Source organism: Bradyrhizobium sp. WCU1, from assembly GCF_053474805.1.
In genome coordinates, this window is sequence record NZ_CM130280.1 from 6103243 (window position 1) to 6119476 (window position 16234).

A 16234-nucleotide genomic window follows, 5' to 3' on the forward strand; every position below is an offset into this window, starting at 1 on the left:
GCATGCGGGTGATCCGGTATTCCAGAGGCCGCAGTGCTTGAGCCGATAAGCCGCGGCGTACTGGATCGCCCGGTCAAGCCGGGCGACGACAGCTTGAGTGGGGACACAGCTTCGCACTCTCGCGACACGAATTGTCCGAGCCATGCTCTTCGTTTCGCCCTCTGCTTGCGGAGTACCCATCGTTTGCGCCGCCGACTGTTCGCTTCGCCTCCGGCGGACAAGCTGCTCTGCCGATCGCAATGCCAGCGGACAGATCGACGTTATTTAATAACCCGCGGGTTATAAAAGAGCGGGCGTTCTGGGCAGGGCTGAGCCGCCCAATAAACGCATCACCTAGCGAAACTTACCTACTCCGAATTGTCGCTTGACTAATCCATAGCCGGCTAGTTATGCATAAATACATAATCAACGGGTTATTGATCGTAAAATGCCAGACGCTCACGACATGCTGTTTCGAACCCTCGCGGACCCGACCCGCCGGGCGATCTTCGAGCGTCTGTGCCGCGAGGGCGAGCAGACCGTCAGCGCGCTGACGGCGCGGGCGAGGATTTCTCAGCCGGCGGTGTCAAAGCATCTCGGCGTGCTGAAGCAGGCCGGCCTGGTGCGCGATCGCCATGAAGGCAGGCAGACGCATTACAGCGCGCAACTCGGCGCGCTGGCGCCGCTGATCGACTGGACCAGCCAGATGGCCGGCTTCTGGCAGAACCGGTTCGATCACCTCGAAGATCTTCTCAAAAGGATGGATCAATGAACGACACCACCCGTGAGACGCGCTCGGCGATCGTCGAGCGCGAATTTCCTCATCCTCCTGAGAAACTCTGGCGCGCGCTGACGCAACCGCATTTGATGGAGGAGTGGCTGATGAAGAACGACTTCAAGCCCGAGGTCGGACACAGCTTCAATCTGCGCGGCGAGTGGGGCGGCGTGCTGGACTGCAAGGTGCTCACCATCGAGCCGCACAGGACGCTGTCCTACACCTGGAATTTCACACATGAGGATGCCGCCTACAATCTCGAGAGCGTGGTGGTGTTCACGTTGACGCCGACGGCACGCGGCACCCATCTGCGCGTCGAGCAGTCCGGCTTCCAGCCGCATCAGAAGCAGGCCTATGGCGGCGCCCATGCCGGCTGGAAGCAGTTTTTCGAGAAGCTCGATCAGCTGCTGGTGCGGGCGGAGTGAGGATTGCTGCAGCTCCATCCTCGTCATTGCGAGCGAAGCGAAGCAATCCATCGTGCCGCATGCGCGGATAAATGGATTGCTTCCGCCTTCGCCAAGGCTTCGGCAGACAAGTCGTCGCTTCAGCACAAACACATACAACAGGAGATCACATTGAACTGGAACAACTTCATCAGGCAATCGCACCGCTGGCTTTCGATCGTCTTCACGGTTGCCGTCATCATCAACATCATCGCGATGGTCTTGCAGCAGCAGGCGGTCTGGATCGGCCTGCTGGCGCTGTTCCCGCTGATCCCTATGCTGCTCAGCGGCCTGTACCTGTTCGCGCTGCCCTATCTGGCGCCGCGGCGCCGGCTCGGGGGATCGACCTCGGCATCGCAAGTATGATTGATTGGGGCAGCCGAGGAGCGAGGAGGAAGCGATGACGGCATCGGAACGGATCGACCAGATGATCGAGGATCTCGCCGACTGGCGCGGCAAGGCGCTCGCCGGCCTGCGCAAGAGCATCCTCGCTGCAGACCCCGGCATCATCGAGGAATGGAAGTGGATGGGCAGCCCGGTGTGGTCGCGCGACGGCATCATCGCGGTCGGCAACGCGCACAAGGGCAAGGTGAAGCTGACCTTCATGTATGGCGCGCAGCTCCCGGACCCCGACAAGCTGTTCAACACCGGCTTCGAGGGCAATGTGCGGCGCGCGATCGACCTGTTCGAGGGCGACAAGATCAACGCTTCTGCGTTCAAGACCTTGATCCGCGCCGCGATCGAGCTCAACCAGGCCAGGTCAAGGAAGTCGGCGAAGAAGCCGGCAAAGAAGGCGACCGCAGGCGCCCACGCGACCGCGAAGAAAAAGGCGTGAGCTGCGCCGGCATGCGGTTAAGGATCCATCCGAGATGATCACGACCAGAGCGTTTTCGAGCCGAGTGGATACCGGTTCGCGTCAAGAAAACGCGTCAAAACAAGAATCTAGAGCCCGTTCCGATTCAATCGGAACGGAATAGGCTCGCGGCAGCGTCGGACGCGGACGCCATCTCCCTGAAAATGTAGCGCAATAAATCGTTCACCATTGGACATGAAAGTCGCGCGGCCCGCTGATGGTTGTACCGGTATACCGACGCAACTTTGCGGGCGGATGCTAAACTTGTGGCTGTGGAATGAGCGGGCTTCGTGTCGAAACGCCGCGCTGGAATGGCAGTTGCAATGTTCAGTGGATTGGTTGTCCGGCCAGAGATCGTATCGCCGGCCGACGTTGGTATTGCAGCGGGGGCCTGTCCGAGAGCGGAGCAATCTCGCACTCCTCGCGTCCACCACCGTGGTAGCGGCCGGCGTTGGCCCGCACTATCGCAGCCGGCGGACGCTCACCCAATTCAGGGCGAGGATACGCACCTCGCGGTTGCCAAGCGACTGCTGCAGCTCAATTGGATATTGATCGCCGCGATGCTGGTAGTCTTTCTGGGCGCGCTTCTCCTGACCGACTTTCGGGTGCGTGCCGGCAGCTACCTCATCGTCGCAGCGGTGGCCGGCCTCTACGGATCGTTCGGATATTTCAAGATGACGTCGGCTGACAGCGATCCGCGAATCTACGTGCCCCTGTTCGTCCTGCCGCAGATCTTCTGCGTCGCCATGTTGCTCGCGTCACTCGGATACATTGCTGCGGCGGCGAACCTGCCGATGCAGGACGCCAATCTGCTCGCGTTCGACCGGTTCCTTGGTCTGGATTTCCGCGCCTATCTGGACTTCGCCAACGATCGACCGATTCTGATCGGCGTGCTCGCAAAGGCCTACAACTCCATTTGGCTTCAGCTCTTCGCGTTGCTGTCGCTGCTCGGCCTGGTCGGGCACTACCAACGCGCGGCGGAGCTTGTCCTCGCCTTCGCGACAGGCCTTATTGTGACGACCGGAATCTCGACCCTGGTTCCGGCCACCGGCGTCTACGGGGCACTCGGGCTCCTGCCGGCGGACTATTCGCATGTTGAACCAAGCGTCTACTACGACACCTTGAGAGAGCTGCCGCTCGTCCGCAACGGCACCACGAGATTGCTCGACCCGTTTGAACTGGGGCCACTCCTGACGTTTCCGAGCTTTCACGCCGTTTCCGCGGCACTGTACGTGTGGGCCTGCTGGCCGATCCGTTGGCTCAGAGGTGTCGGCTTGATCTGGAACTCGGTGATGCTGGCGGCGACGCCGATCGGAGGCGGTCACTATTTCGTCGACGTCATTGCCGGGCTCGTGGTGGCGGCGGTATCGATCCATGCGGTGAACCGCGTTGGCAGGTATCTCGCGCGATCCGCAGATCCGTTACGGAACGTCTCCCCGCAGCCTTCGACTGCGGCGACATGACAAAGCGTTCTTCTCTGCAAATCTCGGGGACAGAATGCCCTGAACGCCGGCGTCCATGCGGGCTCGCGCGCAGCGACGCTATGCTGAAATGTCGACCGCCTGGCCGGCCTTGCCGGAGTTCTTCTGGAACGACTGCTCGATCAGCACCTTGATCTTCTGCTCGACCGCGGCGCGCTGATCCGGCGTCATGTTCTTCAAATCTTGTTCCGACATGCCCATGCTCTTGAGGATGTTGGCGCGCAAGCGGTCCATCGGGCTCATCTGCGCGTATTTGAGAAATTTCTGTTCGACGGTGTCGGTGGATGAGCTGTCGCCGGCGGCTTGCGAAGACCCCGTGGCGTCGGCGATCAGCGGCTTCTTCAACTTGCCGGTCGTCATGTTGGCTGTGACCGATCCGAAGGCCGATATCGCCGTCATCTGCGCGCGCTTTCCCGTTGCAGTGCTGCAATCGCGGAGCAAATGGCGTGCCAAGCGGTGCCACTGTAAATTCAAGCGGATCGCGGTGGCGCGACGCGCGCCACACGTGCCGCGGGAAATTGCTGCCGGGTGAAGTTTGCCGATAAACCGGCCGTCACGCCTTCGTATGCACGATGACCGGACCCGCAACCCCGTTGCGGCCACTATGCTTTCGTATGCACGACCGGAGCCGCAACCTCGTTGCGGCCACTATGCTTTCGTATGCACGATGACCGGACCCGCAACCGCGGTGGCCTGCCCGACCAGCAGGGGACCGAGATTGTCGTCGATCCAGGCCAGCGCGCGGCGGTTGGCTTCCTCCGCACCGGCATGATTGTTGAACACGCTGATCGCGGTGACGGTGTCGTCGCCGGCATACACCACATAATAGGCCATGAAGCCTTCGACGTCGCTGATGATCGGGATCGCGCCTTCCTTGATCCGGCGCGCGAGTTCTTCGGCGGTGCCGGTTTTTGCCTTGGCCTGGCGGATGGCGGCATACATGGGCTTGCTCCTTCCGGCTGGATCGATCGGGCTGCGCTTCGTGCGCATGCAGGATCGTACGCCGGCTCGGGCGCGGGCGCCATCGGGAACGGGGCGCGGATCAGACGATGCGCTTGCCCGCGAATGGATTCGGCGAGCGGCGGCTGACCGCGGGCTTTGGCAGCCTGGCGAGGCCGGCAGAACCCGGCGCGGATTTCGGCGGCGGCGTGGGCGCGGCTTCCGGCTGCTGCAGAAACAGCGTGGCCTCGAACACTACGCCGGGGGCCTGCTTCGCCGTTCCCATGCACACCGCGCGGTTGCCGCTGAACGAGCCGGTCAGCTGCGCCTCGACCTCGTCGCACCCGAACACGGTGGTGAACGGGCCGTCGGCATAGCGGTGCGTCGTCAGGACCGCCGTGAAGCGGTCCTCGTCAAGCTGATAGGAGCCGCCATATGTGAACATGGCGTCGCCGCCGCTGATCCTGCCATTGTCGAGCTGGACTATTCCGGTGCCTTCGCCCCGCGGCGTCCGGAACCACGCCGCATATTGTCCGTCTCTTTGCATGACCGTCATACAAACAGAAACCCTGCGTTGTCCCCTTGCTACGTTGCAAGCGTCGCGACTGCCACTGTGCACTGCTGCGACGGTTAACGAACCGAGAAGCCGATCGCGCGATTTGCGCGAAGCGGTATCGGACTGGTGCGCGACAACAGCTTGAGTGCATGCGACCGGTCACAAGAGCCTTTCCGTCTCGATTGAATCGAAGCGGGCTCCTGGCTTGTTTTGACGCGCTCCAAATGCCACGGCCCCCGCCAGGGGAGCTGGCGAGGGCCGTGTTGGTACACCGCGCCGCGCCTAGGTTCGCGACGAGATGTGGGAGCTCGTGAAGGTCTTACTCAGGCATGATCCTCATCCGAAATCGTTCGGGATCATGCGGCTAGAAGGGCAAGAGCACGTCGAGAACCTGCTGGCCGTAGCGCGGCTGCTGCACGTCGGTGATCTGGCCGCGGCCGCCATAGGCGATGCGGGCCTGGGCGATCTTCGAGGAGTCGATGGTGTTGTCGCTCTGGATGTCCTCCGGACGCACGATGCCGGCCACGATCAACTCGCGGATCTCGTAGTTGACGCGGATCTCCTGCTTGCCCTCGACCACGAGATTGCCGTTGGGTAGCACTTGGGTGACGACCGCGGCGACGTTGGTCTGCAGCGCTTCCTGCCGGTTCACCGAACCCTTGCCGTCGCTCGAGGCCGCCGAGTCGGCAGTCAGGATGCGGCCGGGCAGGATCTTGTTCGCTTGCGTGATGGTCTGCGATCCCAGGAAGTTGGAGACGCCGGAGTCTTCCTTGTTGGTGCGGCTGCGCTGGGTCTCGTTGGCGATCGCGGCCTTGTCGGTGAAGTTCACCGTGACGGTCAGGATGTCGCCGACGCGCGCGGCGCGCTGGTCCTTGAAGAAGGCGCGAGAGCCGCTGCGCCACAGCGAGTTCGGGCTGTAGGAGGCGACCTCGGGCTTCGGCATCGGCATCTGCACCGGCTTGTAGCCGGGCTGCGTCGTCGGATTGTCGATCGACGTCAGCTTCGGCTGTTCGCCGATCTGGGAGAGACGGTCGATCGAGGAGCAGCCGCTGGCGATCGTTCCGAGTGCGATCAGCGCACCGGTCAGGATGAGGCGGTTGATACGGTACTGGGACATGAACTTTACTCGGCGTTTGGTGCGACTGAACTCAGCTTGACGGGAGCGGAATCTGACGAGGTGGCGTCGGCAACCGGCGCCGGGCGCGGGGTCGCGACCGAAATCGAGACCTCGCCGCGGCCGGTGACGACGCCGGAGACGGCGCGCTTGGATTGCAAATTCATCACGCTGACGACGTCGCCTTCGGCGCCGCCATCCATCGCCTTGCCGCGGATGGTGAGATAGATGCCGGCGGTGCGGTAGATCAGGATGACGTTCTGGTCGCGGGTGACGAGATCGGGCTTTGCCATGTCGGCGACGCGCAGCGCCTGGCCGGCGCGGAGCTGGCGGCGCACCTGCATGCCGACGGCGCTGTCGCGTGCTGCCGCGTCGCTGCCGATTTCGGCCTTCGGACGGCGTTCGACCACCACGTCGGAGGCCTTCAGCACGTCGCCGCGCTCGACATTCCGCGTCAGCACGGCGGCCTCGATGGTTTCGATCGCGGTGCCGGTGAGGCGCAGCTTGTACGGCGCCGTGCCGGCGTCGTTGCTGATCTCGAAGGTGACGTCGAAGCGCGTCGAGCGCGGGTCGTAGCGCACAGCGATCGGCTGCATCGCGCCGGTATTGGTCGACTCCAGCCTGATATCGCCGGGATCGCGGTCGAAGGTCAGCGCGATGTTGCCGGCCCGGCCGAGCCCGTGGCGGCCCTCGAGCGCGCGCGACAGCTGCTGCTCGATCTCCTTGCTGTCGATGGTGCGCGCAAGCCGCGTGACGGTGATCTCCTTCAGCTCGCGGGTGTCGACGCCGATCACCTGGTGTGAGCGCAGTACGTTCAGCACCTGTGCGACCGGCAGCGTGCCCGTGGTGCCGAGGTCCGGCGCGCGGTAGATCGCGATGCTGCCGGCGCTGCCGGCATTGTCGATCAGGTCGCCGACCCGCACGATGTCGTCCGCGACCGTAATGCTGGCGCGCAGCGTCGGCACCGCGATGGTCTCGCTGCGGCTTTGCGCGGCGGCCGAAGTCATCGAGGCCGCGAGCAGCGCTGCTGCAATCAGGAGTGAGCGGGCGATCATCGACATCATCCTCAGCGAAATAGGTTGGAGGTCGACTGCATCATCTGGTCGGCCGCGGAGACCACCTTCGAGTTCATCTCGTAGGCGCGCTGCGCTGCGATCAGGTCGGAGATTTCCGAGACCACCTCGACGTTGGCCTGTTCGAGGTTGCTCTGCTGCATGTCGCCATAGCCGTCGGTGTTGGCGATGCCGTCCTGCGGCTGGCCGGAGGCCGGTGTTTCCGTGAACAGATTGTCGCCGATCGGCATCAGCCCGGCTTTGTTGATGAAGCGGGTCAGGCCGATCTGGCCGATCGTGGTCGATGCGGTCTGGCCCGGCAGCGTCACCGAGACCTGGCCCTGCGCATTGATGGTGAGGCCGGAGGCGTTCTGCGGAATCGTGATCGTCGGCTGCACCGGATTGCCCTGCGCGTTGACGATGCGGCCCTGGTTGTCCATCTGGAACGAGCCGTCGCGGGTGTAGGTGTAGGTGCCGTCCGGCATCAGGATCTTGAAGAAGCCTTCGCCGCGGATCGCGATGTCGAGATCGTTGCCGGTCGGCGACAGCGTGCCCTGGGTCATCAGGCGCGGCGTGCCGACGGTCTTCACGCCGCCGCCGAGGTCGATGCCCATCGGCAGGATGGTGTTCTGGTCGGAGGCCTGCGCGCCGACCCGGCGCACGTGGTCGTAGATCAGGTCCTGGAACGCGGCGCGCTGCTTCTTGTAGCCGGTGGTGCGCAGGTTCGCGATGTTGTTGGAGATCACCTGAACAGAGAGTTCCTGTGCCGCCATTCCGGTCGCAGCGGTATAAAGTGCGCGCATCGGTCAGTCCCCCGGATCAGTTCGGCACGTCGGCGAGCTTCTCGATCGCCGATTTGTGCAGGTCGCTCTGCTGCTGCAGCAGCGAGGCGATTTGGGTGTAGGTCCGCGTGATCTCGATCATGCGGCTCATCTCGACGACGGAATTGACGTTCGACTTCTCGATGAAGCCCTGGCGAACCTGGGCCTTGGTGGCCGGCTGCGCCACCGCGCCTTCGCCGGGTGCGTAGAGATTGCCGCCTTCCTTGAGCAGGCGCTGGGCCTGCGCGAACGAGACCAGGCGCAGCTTGCCGCGGATCGAGTCGAGGCGGGAGGTGCCCTCGAGCACGGTGATGTTGCCGTCGGCGGCGATCGAGACGTCGTGGTCGGTCTGCTGGAAGGTGATCGGGCCGGCGGTGCCCAGCACCTGATAGCCCGAGGCGGTGACCAGCTGGCCGCGGTTGTTGATCGCCAGATTGCCCTCGCGGGTGTAGCGCTCGCCGCCCGGCGTCTGCACCACCAGGAAGGCATTGCCGTCGATCGCGACGTCGAGCGGGTTCTTGGTCTCCTCGGTCGGGCCCTGCGAGAAGTCGTGGAAGGTCGCGCGGTCCTGCACGAACGAGACGCGGCGGTCGGCGGACGCGAAATTGTCCTCGTGCGCGTTCGAGGACAGATATTCCTGGAACAGCGACCGATCGGCCTTGTAGCCGTTGGTGTTCATGTTCGCGATGTTGTTGGAAACGACATCCATCTGCCGTTCCAGCACCATCTGCTTCGATAGGCCGACCAGAAGCGTATTCTGCATCGGTGGTTCTCCCCTGTGAGGCGATCCGAACGCAGGTTCTCCCAAACCTTCACGCCGGACCCGTCGGTAACCATTGGGTTCTCCCAAACCCGCCAGTCACGCCGTGCTCTCAGCGAAAGCCGTGCCAACTTGAAATACTAAGGTATTTGAAAGGCTTAGGTCTCTGGCCGGGCGTCGGAGGGGGCGGCAGAAAGGTCTTGTTGACCATGTTTGCCCGGCAGTTTTTTCCTAGTGGAAGGTAAATCCTAAGGTTCCGTTAACCATTCGGGCCCTAGCGTTGCCGGCGATGGGGCGCGTGTGCGCCGGCGGCATTTGTATCGCGTCTTCAGGCCAAAGCTGGGGCAAATCGCGTTCGCATCCTTCAGAGTGAAGCGAGCGGACGATGGCGGACGAGGAAAAGACGGAAGGCGGCGAAGGCGCGGCCGCTCCGAAGAAGGGCAAGCTCAAGCTGATCATTGCCGTCGTCGGCTTCCTCGTCGTGCTCGGCGCGGGCGCAGGCGGATGGTTTGTCTTCATGCGCGGCCACGGCGAGGAGCAGCACGCCGAGGCGCCGCCGCCGAAACCGCCGAGCTTCGTCGACGTGCCGGACATGCTGGTCAATCTGGTCGGCGCGCCCGGCGAGCGTGTGCAATATCTCAAGCTCAAGCTCGTGCTCGAGGTCAAGGAAGAGAAGCAGGTCGAGGCGATCAAGCCGGCGCTGCCGCGCGTCACCGACCTGTTCCAGACCTATATGCGCGAGCTGCGCCCGAGCGACCTCAACGGCTCGGCCGGCCTGTTCCGCCTCAAGGAGGAGCTGACCAAGCGCGTCAACCTCGCGCTGGCGCCCAACCAGGTCAACGCGGTGCTGTTCAAGGAAGTCGTGATCCAGTGACGGGGCGGATGTAAAGCCATGGCCGGCAACGACCAGATGGACCAGGACGCCATTGCGGCCCAATGGGAAGCCTCGCTCGATTCCGAGGATCCCGCGGCGGCCGCGGCGGAAGCTGCCAAGAATGAGCTCACCGAGAACATGGCGCTGCAATGGGCCGCCATGGTCGAGGACGGCAGCCGCGACTTCGGCAGCAAGACCACCAATGGCGAACGCGTGCTGTCGCAGGAGGAGATCGACAATCTCCTCGGCTTCACGGTCGGCGACGTCAGCCTCGACGATCATTCCGGCATTCGCGCCATCATCGATTCGGCGATGGTGTCCTACGAGCGTCTGCCGATGCTCGAAATCGTGTTCGACCGCCTGGTCCGGTTGATGACGACATCGTTGCGCAACTTCACCTCGGACAACGTCGAAGTCTCGCTCGACCGCATCACCTCGGTGCGGTTCGGCGACTACATGAACTCGATCCCGCTGCCGGCGGTGCTCTCGGTGTTCAAGGCGGAGGAGTGGGAGAATTTCGGTCTCGCCACCGTCGATTCCAGCCTGATCTATTCGATGATCGACGTGCTGCTCGGCGGCCGCCGCGGCCAGACCCAGCTGCGCATCGAGGGCCGACCCTACACCACGATCGAGACCAATCTGGTCAAGCGCCTGGTCGAGGTGGTGCTGTCGGACGCCGAGCAGGCGTTCCGGCCGCTGTCGCCGGTGACCTTCTCGATCGACCGGCTCGAGACCAATCCGCGCTTTGCCGCGATCAGCCGCCCGGCCAACGCCGCGATCCTGGTCCGCCTGCGCATCGACATGGAAGATCGCGGCGGCAACGTCGAGTTGCTGCTGCCCTACGCCACCATCGAGCCGATCCGCAACGTGCTGTTGCAGATGTTCATGGGCGAAAAGTTCGGTCGCGATCCGATCTGGGAAGGTCATTTCGCGACCGAGGTGGCGCAGGCCGAGATTGCGGTCGATGCGGTGCTGTACGAAGCGGACATCCCGCTGAAGGAGCTGATGAAGCTCAAGGTCGGCGACACGCTGCCGCTCGACATCCGCTCCGATGCGCTCGTCTCGGTCCGCTGCGGCAACGTCACGCTGACGGAAGGCCGCATGGGCCGTGTCGGCGACCGGGTCGCGATCCGCGTCACCAAGAATTTGCGTAAACCCCAAACCACCTTCGCGATGTTCGAGAAGGCGGACGAGCGGACCAAGATGATGGAGGCACCATGAGTCATGTGCTTGGACTAGCAATTGAGAGTCTGGTGGCCGTGCTGCTGATGCTGACCATCGGCTATTGCTGGCTGCTCAACAAGCGCCTGCAGCGGCTGAAGGCCGACGAGCATTCGCTGAAGGCGACGATTGCCGAATTGATCACCGCGACCGAGATCGCCGAGCGGGCGATCGGCGGGTTGAAGCACGCGGTGCGCGACGTCAACGAGAACCTCGGCAACCAGCTCGACGCGGCGACGCAGATGTCGGCGCTGCTGAAGACCCAGCTCGCCGAGGGTGACGGCGTGGTCCGCCGCCTGTCCAAGATCGCGCTGGCCGCGCGACCGTCAGAGCCCGCGCGTGCGCCGGCGCAGGCGGCTGCGCCTGCAGCGCCAGCGGCGCCGGCGCCCAGGGTTTCCGCCGCGCGCGCGGTTGCTGCGGCGGCCGAAGCGTTCACCGAGCGCAGGAGGGCCGGCGGCCTCGCTGCATGAAGTTGCTTCGTGACATCAGAGTGATGCCCGTGGTGCTGGTCGCGATCTTCGGCCTGATGGTGCTGAAGGTCGCGGGCCTCGTGCTCGATGGCGGTTACGTGTTTGCCGAGGAGGCGCCGGCCCGCCCGGCCGGCCCGTCCTGGGCGCAACAGAACTTCAACTTCCCCGGTGCCGGCAAGGCAGTGGCCGACAGCAAGCTCAAGGCCGATCCCGGCGACATCACGGGGTCGGTCGAGAACAAGGACGCCAAGAAGGACGAGGCGCCGAAGCCGGCCGCACCGGCCGCGGAGCCGTCCAAGCCCGACGGCGTCGTGGTCAACCTGGATGCGCCGCCGCCGGTGTCGGCATCCGAACGTGCGATCCTGGAACGGCTGCAGTCGCGTCGCCAGGAGCTCGAGACGCGTGCTCGCGAGGTCGAGATCCGCGAGAGCCTGCTGAAAGCCGCAGAGAAGCGAATCGAGGCCAAGGTCGAGGAAGCCAAGGCCAACGATGCCAAGGCGAACGCCGACGCCGCAGCCAAGGCGGAAGCTGAGGCCGCGCGCTTCAAGGGCATCGTCACCATGTACGAGAACATGAAGCCGAAGGACGCCGCCAAGGTGTTCGACCGGCTGGAGATGAACGTGCTCTACCAGATCGCCTCGCAGATCCAGCCGCGCAAGATGTCCGACATTCTGGGCCTGATGCAGCCCGAAGCCGCCGAGCGGCTCACGGTCGAACTCGCCCGCCGCGCCGGCGGCGACAAGTCGGCTTCAACCGACGATCTTCCCAAGATCGAAGGCAAGATGCTCGCGCCGAAGACGAATTGACGGAGCGTTGGCCCTTCACGATCGTCATTCCGGGAGCTCGCGGAGCGAGAACCCCGGAATCCATCCATCCGGAGAGCCTGCGGGCCAATGGACTCCGGGCTGGCGCCAGGAGGCGCGACCCGGAATGACGGACCAACAGAACATTACGTAACCTCCGTGCTCGCAATCCGTTGTCGTTAACAGCTCCTTAACGCCGCCCGATCCAAGATCGGGACGCGTGGGCGAGGGCGCTTCGCGCTGGCTTGCTGAGGTCCGAGAAGACGTTTCGAGATGGCGCGAACGGCTGCCGCTGGAACATGGTCGCAAGGCCGCGCCTGGGCGCGGACCGCGCGTCTGTGCCTGCTCGCCGCCGGCCTTGCTCTCTTTGTATGTCCGACCGCGCTGCGTGCCGAAGACCCGCCGCCGGTGCCGGGTGAGGCGACGTTCTCGGCCGCGAACGGCTATGCCCGGCTGGTGCTGAAGCTGAAGGAAGATGTCGAGTCGGAGGTCACGACCGCCGGCTCGATCATCGTGATCCGCTTCAAGCGTCCGGTCGATATCCCCGTCGAGAAACTGTCGGATGCTGTGCCCGACTATGTCGGCGCCGCGCGCCGCGATCCGGACGGCTCGGCGATCCGGCTGTCGCTGGCGCGCCGCGTCACCGTCAACACCATGACCGCCGGCGAGCGCATCTTCGTCGACTTCCTGCCCGACGGCTGGACCGGCCCGCCGCCATCGCTGCCGCAGGACGTGATCCGCGAACTGGCGGAGCGCGCCCGTGCCGCCGAGCGTCTGCTGCGCATCCAGCGCGCCGCCGATGCCGCCAGGAAGAAGCCGCCAATCCGGGTTCGCGCGCTGGTGCAGCCCACCTTCGTGCGCTTCGTGTTCGAGGTTCCCGACGGGGTCAGCGTCTCCTCGGTGCTGAACGAGCAGAAACTGACGCTGTCCTTCAACTCGGTCCTGGCGTTCGACCTTGCCGATGCCAAGGTCGCCGCCCCGCCGAACGTCGCCTCGATCAGTTCGCGGGCCGATACGGACACTTCGGCGGTCGACGTGACCCTGATTGGCGATGTCGACGTGCATTCGTTCCGCGACGAGAAGAGCTACATCGTCGATGTCGCGTTCCAGCAGAACGAGCAGCAGCCGGCGGCGAAGCCCTCGCAGAGTTCGTTGTTGCCCACGCGCGGCAAACTGAAGGGCGCCGCGGCCATCGCGCCGGTGACATCGGAGAGCTTCGCGCAGCAGGCCAGGATCGAGATCCGTCCCGATCAATCCAAAGCGGAGCCTGCCAAATCTGAGTCTGCCAAGTCTGAGTCTGCCAAGCCTGAATCTGCCAAGTCCGAGCCAGCCAAGCCTGAGCAGAAGTCCGGGCCGCCGCAATCCGAGCCTGCGAAACCCGAACCGGCTACGACCGAACAACCGGCCGCCATGCCGGCGAAGACCGAACAGCCGAGATCGGAGCTGCCCGATCCGGAACTGCCGAAGGTCGTGGCTGCACCAGCGGCCGACGTCGAGAACCCGCCCGCACCGCGCGAGGGCAGTGCCGGCGCCGCGGCAGAGCAGAACAAGGCACCAGTCAGCGAAGCACCGAAGCCCGCCGCTGAGCCATCGCCGCCGGCCGAGGCCCGTGGCAAGTCCATCGCCAAGTCCTCAGTCGATGCCCAGCGCGACAGCGATGGGCTGCGGGTGACATTCTCATTCCCCGGCGCGACGCCGGCGGCGCTGTACCGCCGTGCCGACACCGTGTGGATGGTGTTCGACACGCCTGAGGCGATCGATGTCGACCCGATCCGTGCCAAGGGCGGCGCGCTGATATCAGATGTCAGCCGGATTGCGCTGGAGAACGGGCAGGCGGTACGCTTCCGCCTCAACCGGCCGCAGATGCCGTCGCTCGAAAGCGACGACCGTTCGCGCGGCGTGAGCTGGACGCTGACCTTTGCCGACCGCGTGCAGAAGCCACCTTTGCCGTTGTCAGTGGTGCGCAACATCTCAGAGCCGTCGCTCGCCAATGTCAGCGTGCCGCTCGCCAATCCCGGCCAGCTCCACAGACTGGTCGATCCCGACGCGGGCGATACGCTCTGGATCGTGACCGCACCGCCGCCGACCCGCGGCATCATCAAGCGGCAGGACTTCGTCGAGCTCTCCCTGCTGGAATCGATCCACGGCGTCGTGGTCCATCCGAACGCCGACGACGTCAGGGCCGAGGTCGGCGCCGACAAGGTGATGCTGGGCCGTCCGGGTGGCCTGACGCTGTCATCGGCCGATGTCGCCGCCGAGCGCGCCACCGCGGCGGTGAAGCCGCTGTTCGATCCGGACGTGTGGAGCAAGAACCAGTCGGAGAATTTCCTCAAGCAGCTCGACGGCCTGATCACTGCAGCTTCGACCGCCAGTGCCGAGCAGCTGCCGCAGGCGCGGCTCGATCTCGCCGAGTTCTACATGGCGCGCGGCATGTACCAGGAAGCCCATGGTGTCGCCAACCTGATCCTGTCCGAGAGCAAGCGCGGCAGCGAGACGCCGTCCGTGGTGATGGTGCACGCGGTCGCCAGCATCCTGGTCGGGCACCCGGCGCAGGGCCTGAAGGATCTCGCCAATCCGGCGATCGGCAACGGTTACGATTCCCAATTGTGGAAGGGGCTGGCCTTTGCCCGCGAAGGCAGATGGGCCGAGGCGCGCGAAAAATTCAAGAATTCCGAGTTCGCGGTCGCGACCTTGCCGCCAGACCTGCAGCGCATCGTCACCATTGATTCGATGAAGGCCTCGCTCGAGGTCAAGGACTATGCCGGCGCCGCGCGGCGCAAGAGCGATCTCGACGTGGTCGGCGTTCCCGACGCGATCAAGCCTGCGGTTGCGGTGCTGCGCGGCCGGCTCGCCGAAGCGCTCGGCCAGGAGAAGGATGCGCTCGACGCCTACCGCTTCGCCGCCAATTCGGCCGACCGTCAGGCAGCCGCCGAAGGCAGGCTGCTCGAGACGCTGCTCAAGCAGAAGCGCGGCGAGATCGGCCGCGACGATGTGCTGAAGGAGCTCGAGCTGTTGTCGATGCTGTGGCGCGGCGACAATATCGAGCTGAAGACGCTCTATGTGCTGTCGAAGATCTATGCCGAGACCGCGCGTTATTCCGACGCCTTCGCGGTGACGCGCGCCGCGACCCGGTTGCAGCCGAACGCGCCGGAATCGCGCCAGGCGCAGGATGCCGCCTCGGCGCTGTTCGTGCAGCTCTATCTCGGCCCGAAGGGCGACGAGATGGCGCCGATCGACGCGCTCGGCACCTTCTACGAATATCGCGAATTGACGCCGATCGGTCGCCGCGGCGACGAGATGATCCGCCGTCTTGCCGATCGTCTCGTCGGCGTCGACCTGCTCGACCAGGCCGCCGACCTCTTGCAATACCAGGTCGACAAGCGGCTCGAAGGCGCCGCACGCGCCCAGGTCGCCGCGCGGCTTGCGATGGTCTACCTGATGAACCGCAAGCCCGACCGCGCCATTGCCGCGCTGCGTTCGACGCGGATCGCGGATCTCTCCGGCGAACTGCGCCAGCAGCGGCTGCTGCTCGAAGCGCGCGCGCAGAGCGACGTCGGCCGGCACGACCTCGCGCTCGACATCATCTCGAACATCACCGGCCGCGAGGCGGTCCGGCTGCGTTCGGACATCTATTGGGCGTCGCGGCACTGGCGCGAGGCGTCCGAGCAGATCGAACTCTACTACGGCGACCGCTGGCGCGACTTCACGCCGCTCAACGCGAGCGAGAAGGCCGACGTCATCCGCGCCGTGGTCGGCTACGCGCTCGCAGAGGATGCCATCGGACTATCCCGATTCCGCGAAAAATACGCGCCGCTGATGTCCGGCGATGCCGACAGGCTGGCGTTCGATTCGGCCAGCAAGCCGGTCGCGACCTCGAGCGCCGAATTCGCCCAGATCGCGCGGATGGCCGCCAGCGTCGACACGCTCGACGGCTTCATCCGCGAGATGAAGACCCGCTTCCCCGATGCCACCGCCCGCGCGCCGCTGCCCGATCCGGTGTCGACCGGATCGGTGCCCGACATGCCGAAGGCGGCGCCGGTGAGCGTGCTGCCGGCGATCAAGGGCGAGCGCCGCGCCAGCGCCGCCCAGTAGC

At 64.8% G+C, this 16234-nt stretch carries 17 protein-coding genes; 10 read left to right on the forward strand and 7 right to left on the reverse strand.

All coding sequences use genetic code 11. The features are described from left to right. The first annotated feature begins 427 nt into the window (after positions 1–427). The 5 genes from ACTUWL_RS28445 to ACTUWL_RS28465 all read left to right on the forward strand — a co-directional run bounded on the left by ACTUWL_RS28445 (position 428) and on the right by ACTUWL_RS28465 (position 3513). Positions 428–751 carry an ArsR/SmtB family transcription factor gene (locus ACTUWL_RS28445; RefSeq protein WP_035650642.1) on the forward strand — a complete coding sequence of 108 codons (324 nt, stop codon included), beginning with the start codon at positions 428–430 and terminating at the stop codon, positions 749–751. Continuing rightward, on the forward strand, positions 748–1179 hold the full coding sequence (locus ACTUWL_RS28450) for an SRPBCC family protein (RefSeq protein ID WP_021077966.1): 432 nt from the start codon (positions 748–750) through the stop codon (positions 1177–1179). The genes ACTUWL_RS28445 and ACTUWL_RS28450 overlap by 4 nt, the downstream gene beginning before the upstream one ends. A 150-nt stretch (positions 1180–1329) precedes the next feature. Further along, a complete protein-coding gene (locus ACTUWL_RS28455; protein ID WP_021077965.1) occupies positions 1330–1563 on the forward strand; it encodes a hypothetical protein in 234 nt (77 codons plus the stop codon). Between the two features lie 34 nt (positions 1564–1597). Continuing rightward, a complete protein-coding gene (locus tag ACTUWL_RS28460) occupies positions 1598–2032 on the forward strand; it encodes a DUF1801 domain-containing protein (RefSeq protein WP_021077964.1) in 435 nt (144 codons plus the stop codon). A gap of 578 nt (positions 2033–2610) precedes the next feature. Further along, positions 2611–3513 carry a phosphatase PAP2 family protein gene (locus tag ACTUWL_RS28465; protein WP_021077963.1) on the forward strand — a complete coding sequence of 301 codons (903 nt, stop codon included), beginning with the start codon at positions 2611–2613 and terminating at the stop codon, positions 3511–3513. Between the two features lie 78 nt (positions 3514–3591). Here the strand turns inward: ACTUWL_RS28465 and ACTUWL_RS28470 are convergent, their stop codons facing one another. The 7 genes from ACTUWL_RS28470 to flgF all read right to left on the reverse strand — a co-directional run bounded on the left by ACTUWL_RS28470 (position 3592) and on the right by flgF (position 8776). Further along, positions 3592–4134, reverse strand: coding sequence for a hypothetical protein (locus tag ACTUWL_RS28470; protein WP_146160388.1), 543 nt, complete (start codon positions 4132–4134; stop codon positions 3592–3594). Between the two features lie 45 nt (positions 4135–4179). Next, entirely contained in the window at positions 4180–4473 is a 294-nt protein-coding gene (locus ACTUWL_RS28475; protein ID WP_021077961.1) for a hypothetical protein, read from the reverse strand. 100 nt (positions 4474–4573) lie between these two features. Next, complete coding sequence (locus tag ACTUWL_RS28480; protein ID WP_035650731.1) at positions 4574–5017, reverse strand: hypothetical protein; 444 nt, start codon at positions 5015–5017, stop codon at positions 4574–4576. Between the two features lie 373 nt (positions 5018–5390). Next, the gene (gene flgH / locus ACTUWL_RS28485; protein ID WP_021077959.1) at positions 5391–6143 is read right to left on the reverse strand and encodes a flagellar basal body L-ring protein FlgH; all 753 of its coding nucleotides are present in this window, start codon (positions 6141–6143) and stop codon (positions 5391–5393) included. A 5-nt stretch (positions 6144–6148) separates the two neighbouring features. Further along, complete coding sequence (gene flgA / locus ACTUWL_RS28490) at positions 6149–7204, reverse strand: flagellar basal body P-ring formation chaperone FlgA (protein ID WP_035650636.1); 1056 nt, start codon at positions 7202–7204, stop codon at positions 6149–6151. 2 nt (positions 7205–7206) lie between these two features. Continuing rightward, on the reverse strand, positions 7207–7995 hold the full coding sequence (gene flgG, locus ACTUWL_RS28495) for a flagellar basal-body rod protein FlgG (RefSeq protein ID WP_021077957.1): 789 nt from the start codon (positions 7993–7995) through the stop codon (positions 7207–7209). Between the two features lie 16 nt (positions 7996–8011). Continuing rightward, entirely contained in the window at positions 8012–8776 is a 765-nt protein-coding gene (gene flgF / locus ACTUWL_RS28500) for a flagellar basal-body rod protein FlgF (RefSeq protein ID WP_021077956.1), read from the reverse strand. 382 nt (positions 8777–9158) lie between these two features. Between flgF and fliL the strand changes: the two genes are divergently transcribed. The 5 genes from fliL to ACTUWL_RS28525 all read left to right on the forward strand — a co-directional run bounded on the left by fliL (position 9159) and on the right by ACTUWL_RS28525 (position 16233). Then, a complete protein-coding gene (gene fliL / locus ACTUWL_RS28505) occupies positions 9159–9647 on the forward strand; it encodes a flagellar basal body-associated protein FliL (RefSeq protein ID WP_021077955.1) in 489 nt (162 codons plus the stop codon). Positions 9648–9665: 18 nt separating this feature from the next. Next, on the forward strand, positions 9666–10868 hold the full coding sequence (gene fliM, locus ACTUWL_RS28510; RefSeq protein WP_021077954.1) for a flagellar motor switch protein FliM: 1203 nt from the start codon (positions 9666–9668) through the stop codon (positions 10866–10868). Continuing rightward, positions 10865–11338 (forward strand): DUF6468 domain-containing protein, encoded by a 474-nt coding sequence (locus ACTUWL_RS28515; RefSeq protein WP_021077953.1) that lies wholly within the window; start codon positions 10865–10867, stop codon positions 11336–11338. Before fliM ends, ACTUWL_RS28515 begins: the two co-directional genes overlap by 4 nt. Continuing rightward, a complete protein-coding gene (locus ACTUWL_RS28520) occupies positions 11335–12144 on the forward strand; it encodes a MotE family protein (protein WP_021077952.1) in 810 nt (269 codons plus the stop codon). The genes ACTUWL_RS28515 and ACTUWL_RS28520 overlap by 4 nt, the downstream gene beginning before the upstream one ends. Before the next feature lie 270 nt (positions 12145–12414). Then, positions 12415–16233: a redox protein gene (locus ACTUWL_RS28525; protein ID WP_021077951.1), complete on the forward strand. Its 3819-nt coding sequence runs from the start codon at positions 12415–12417 to the stop codon at positions 16231–16233. The last annotated feature ends 1 nt before the right edge of the window (position 16234 follow it).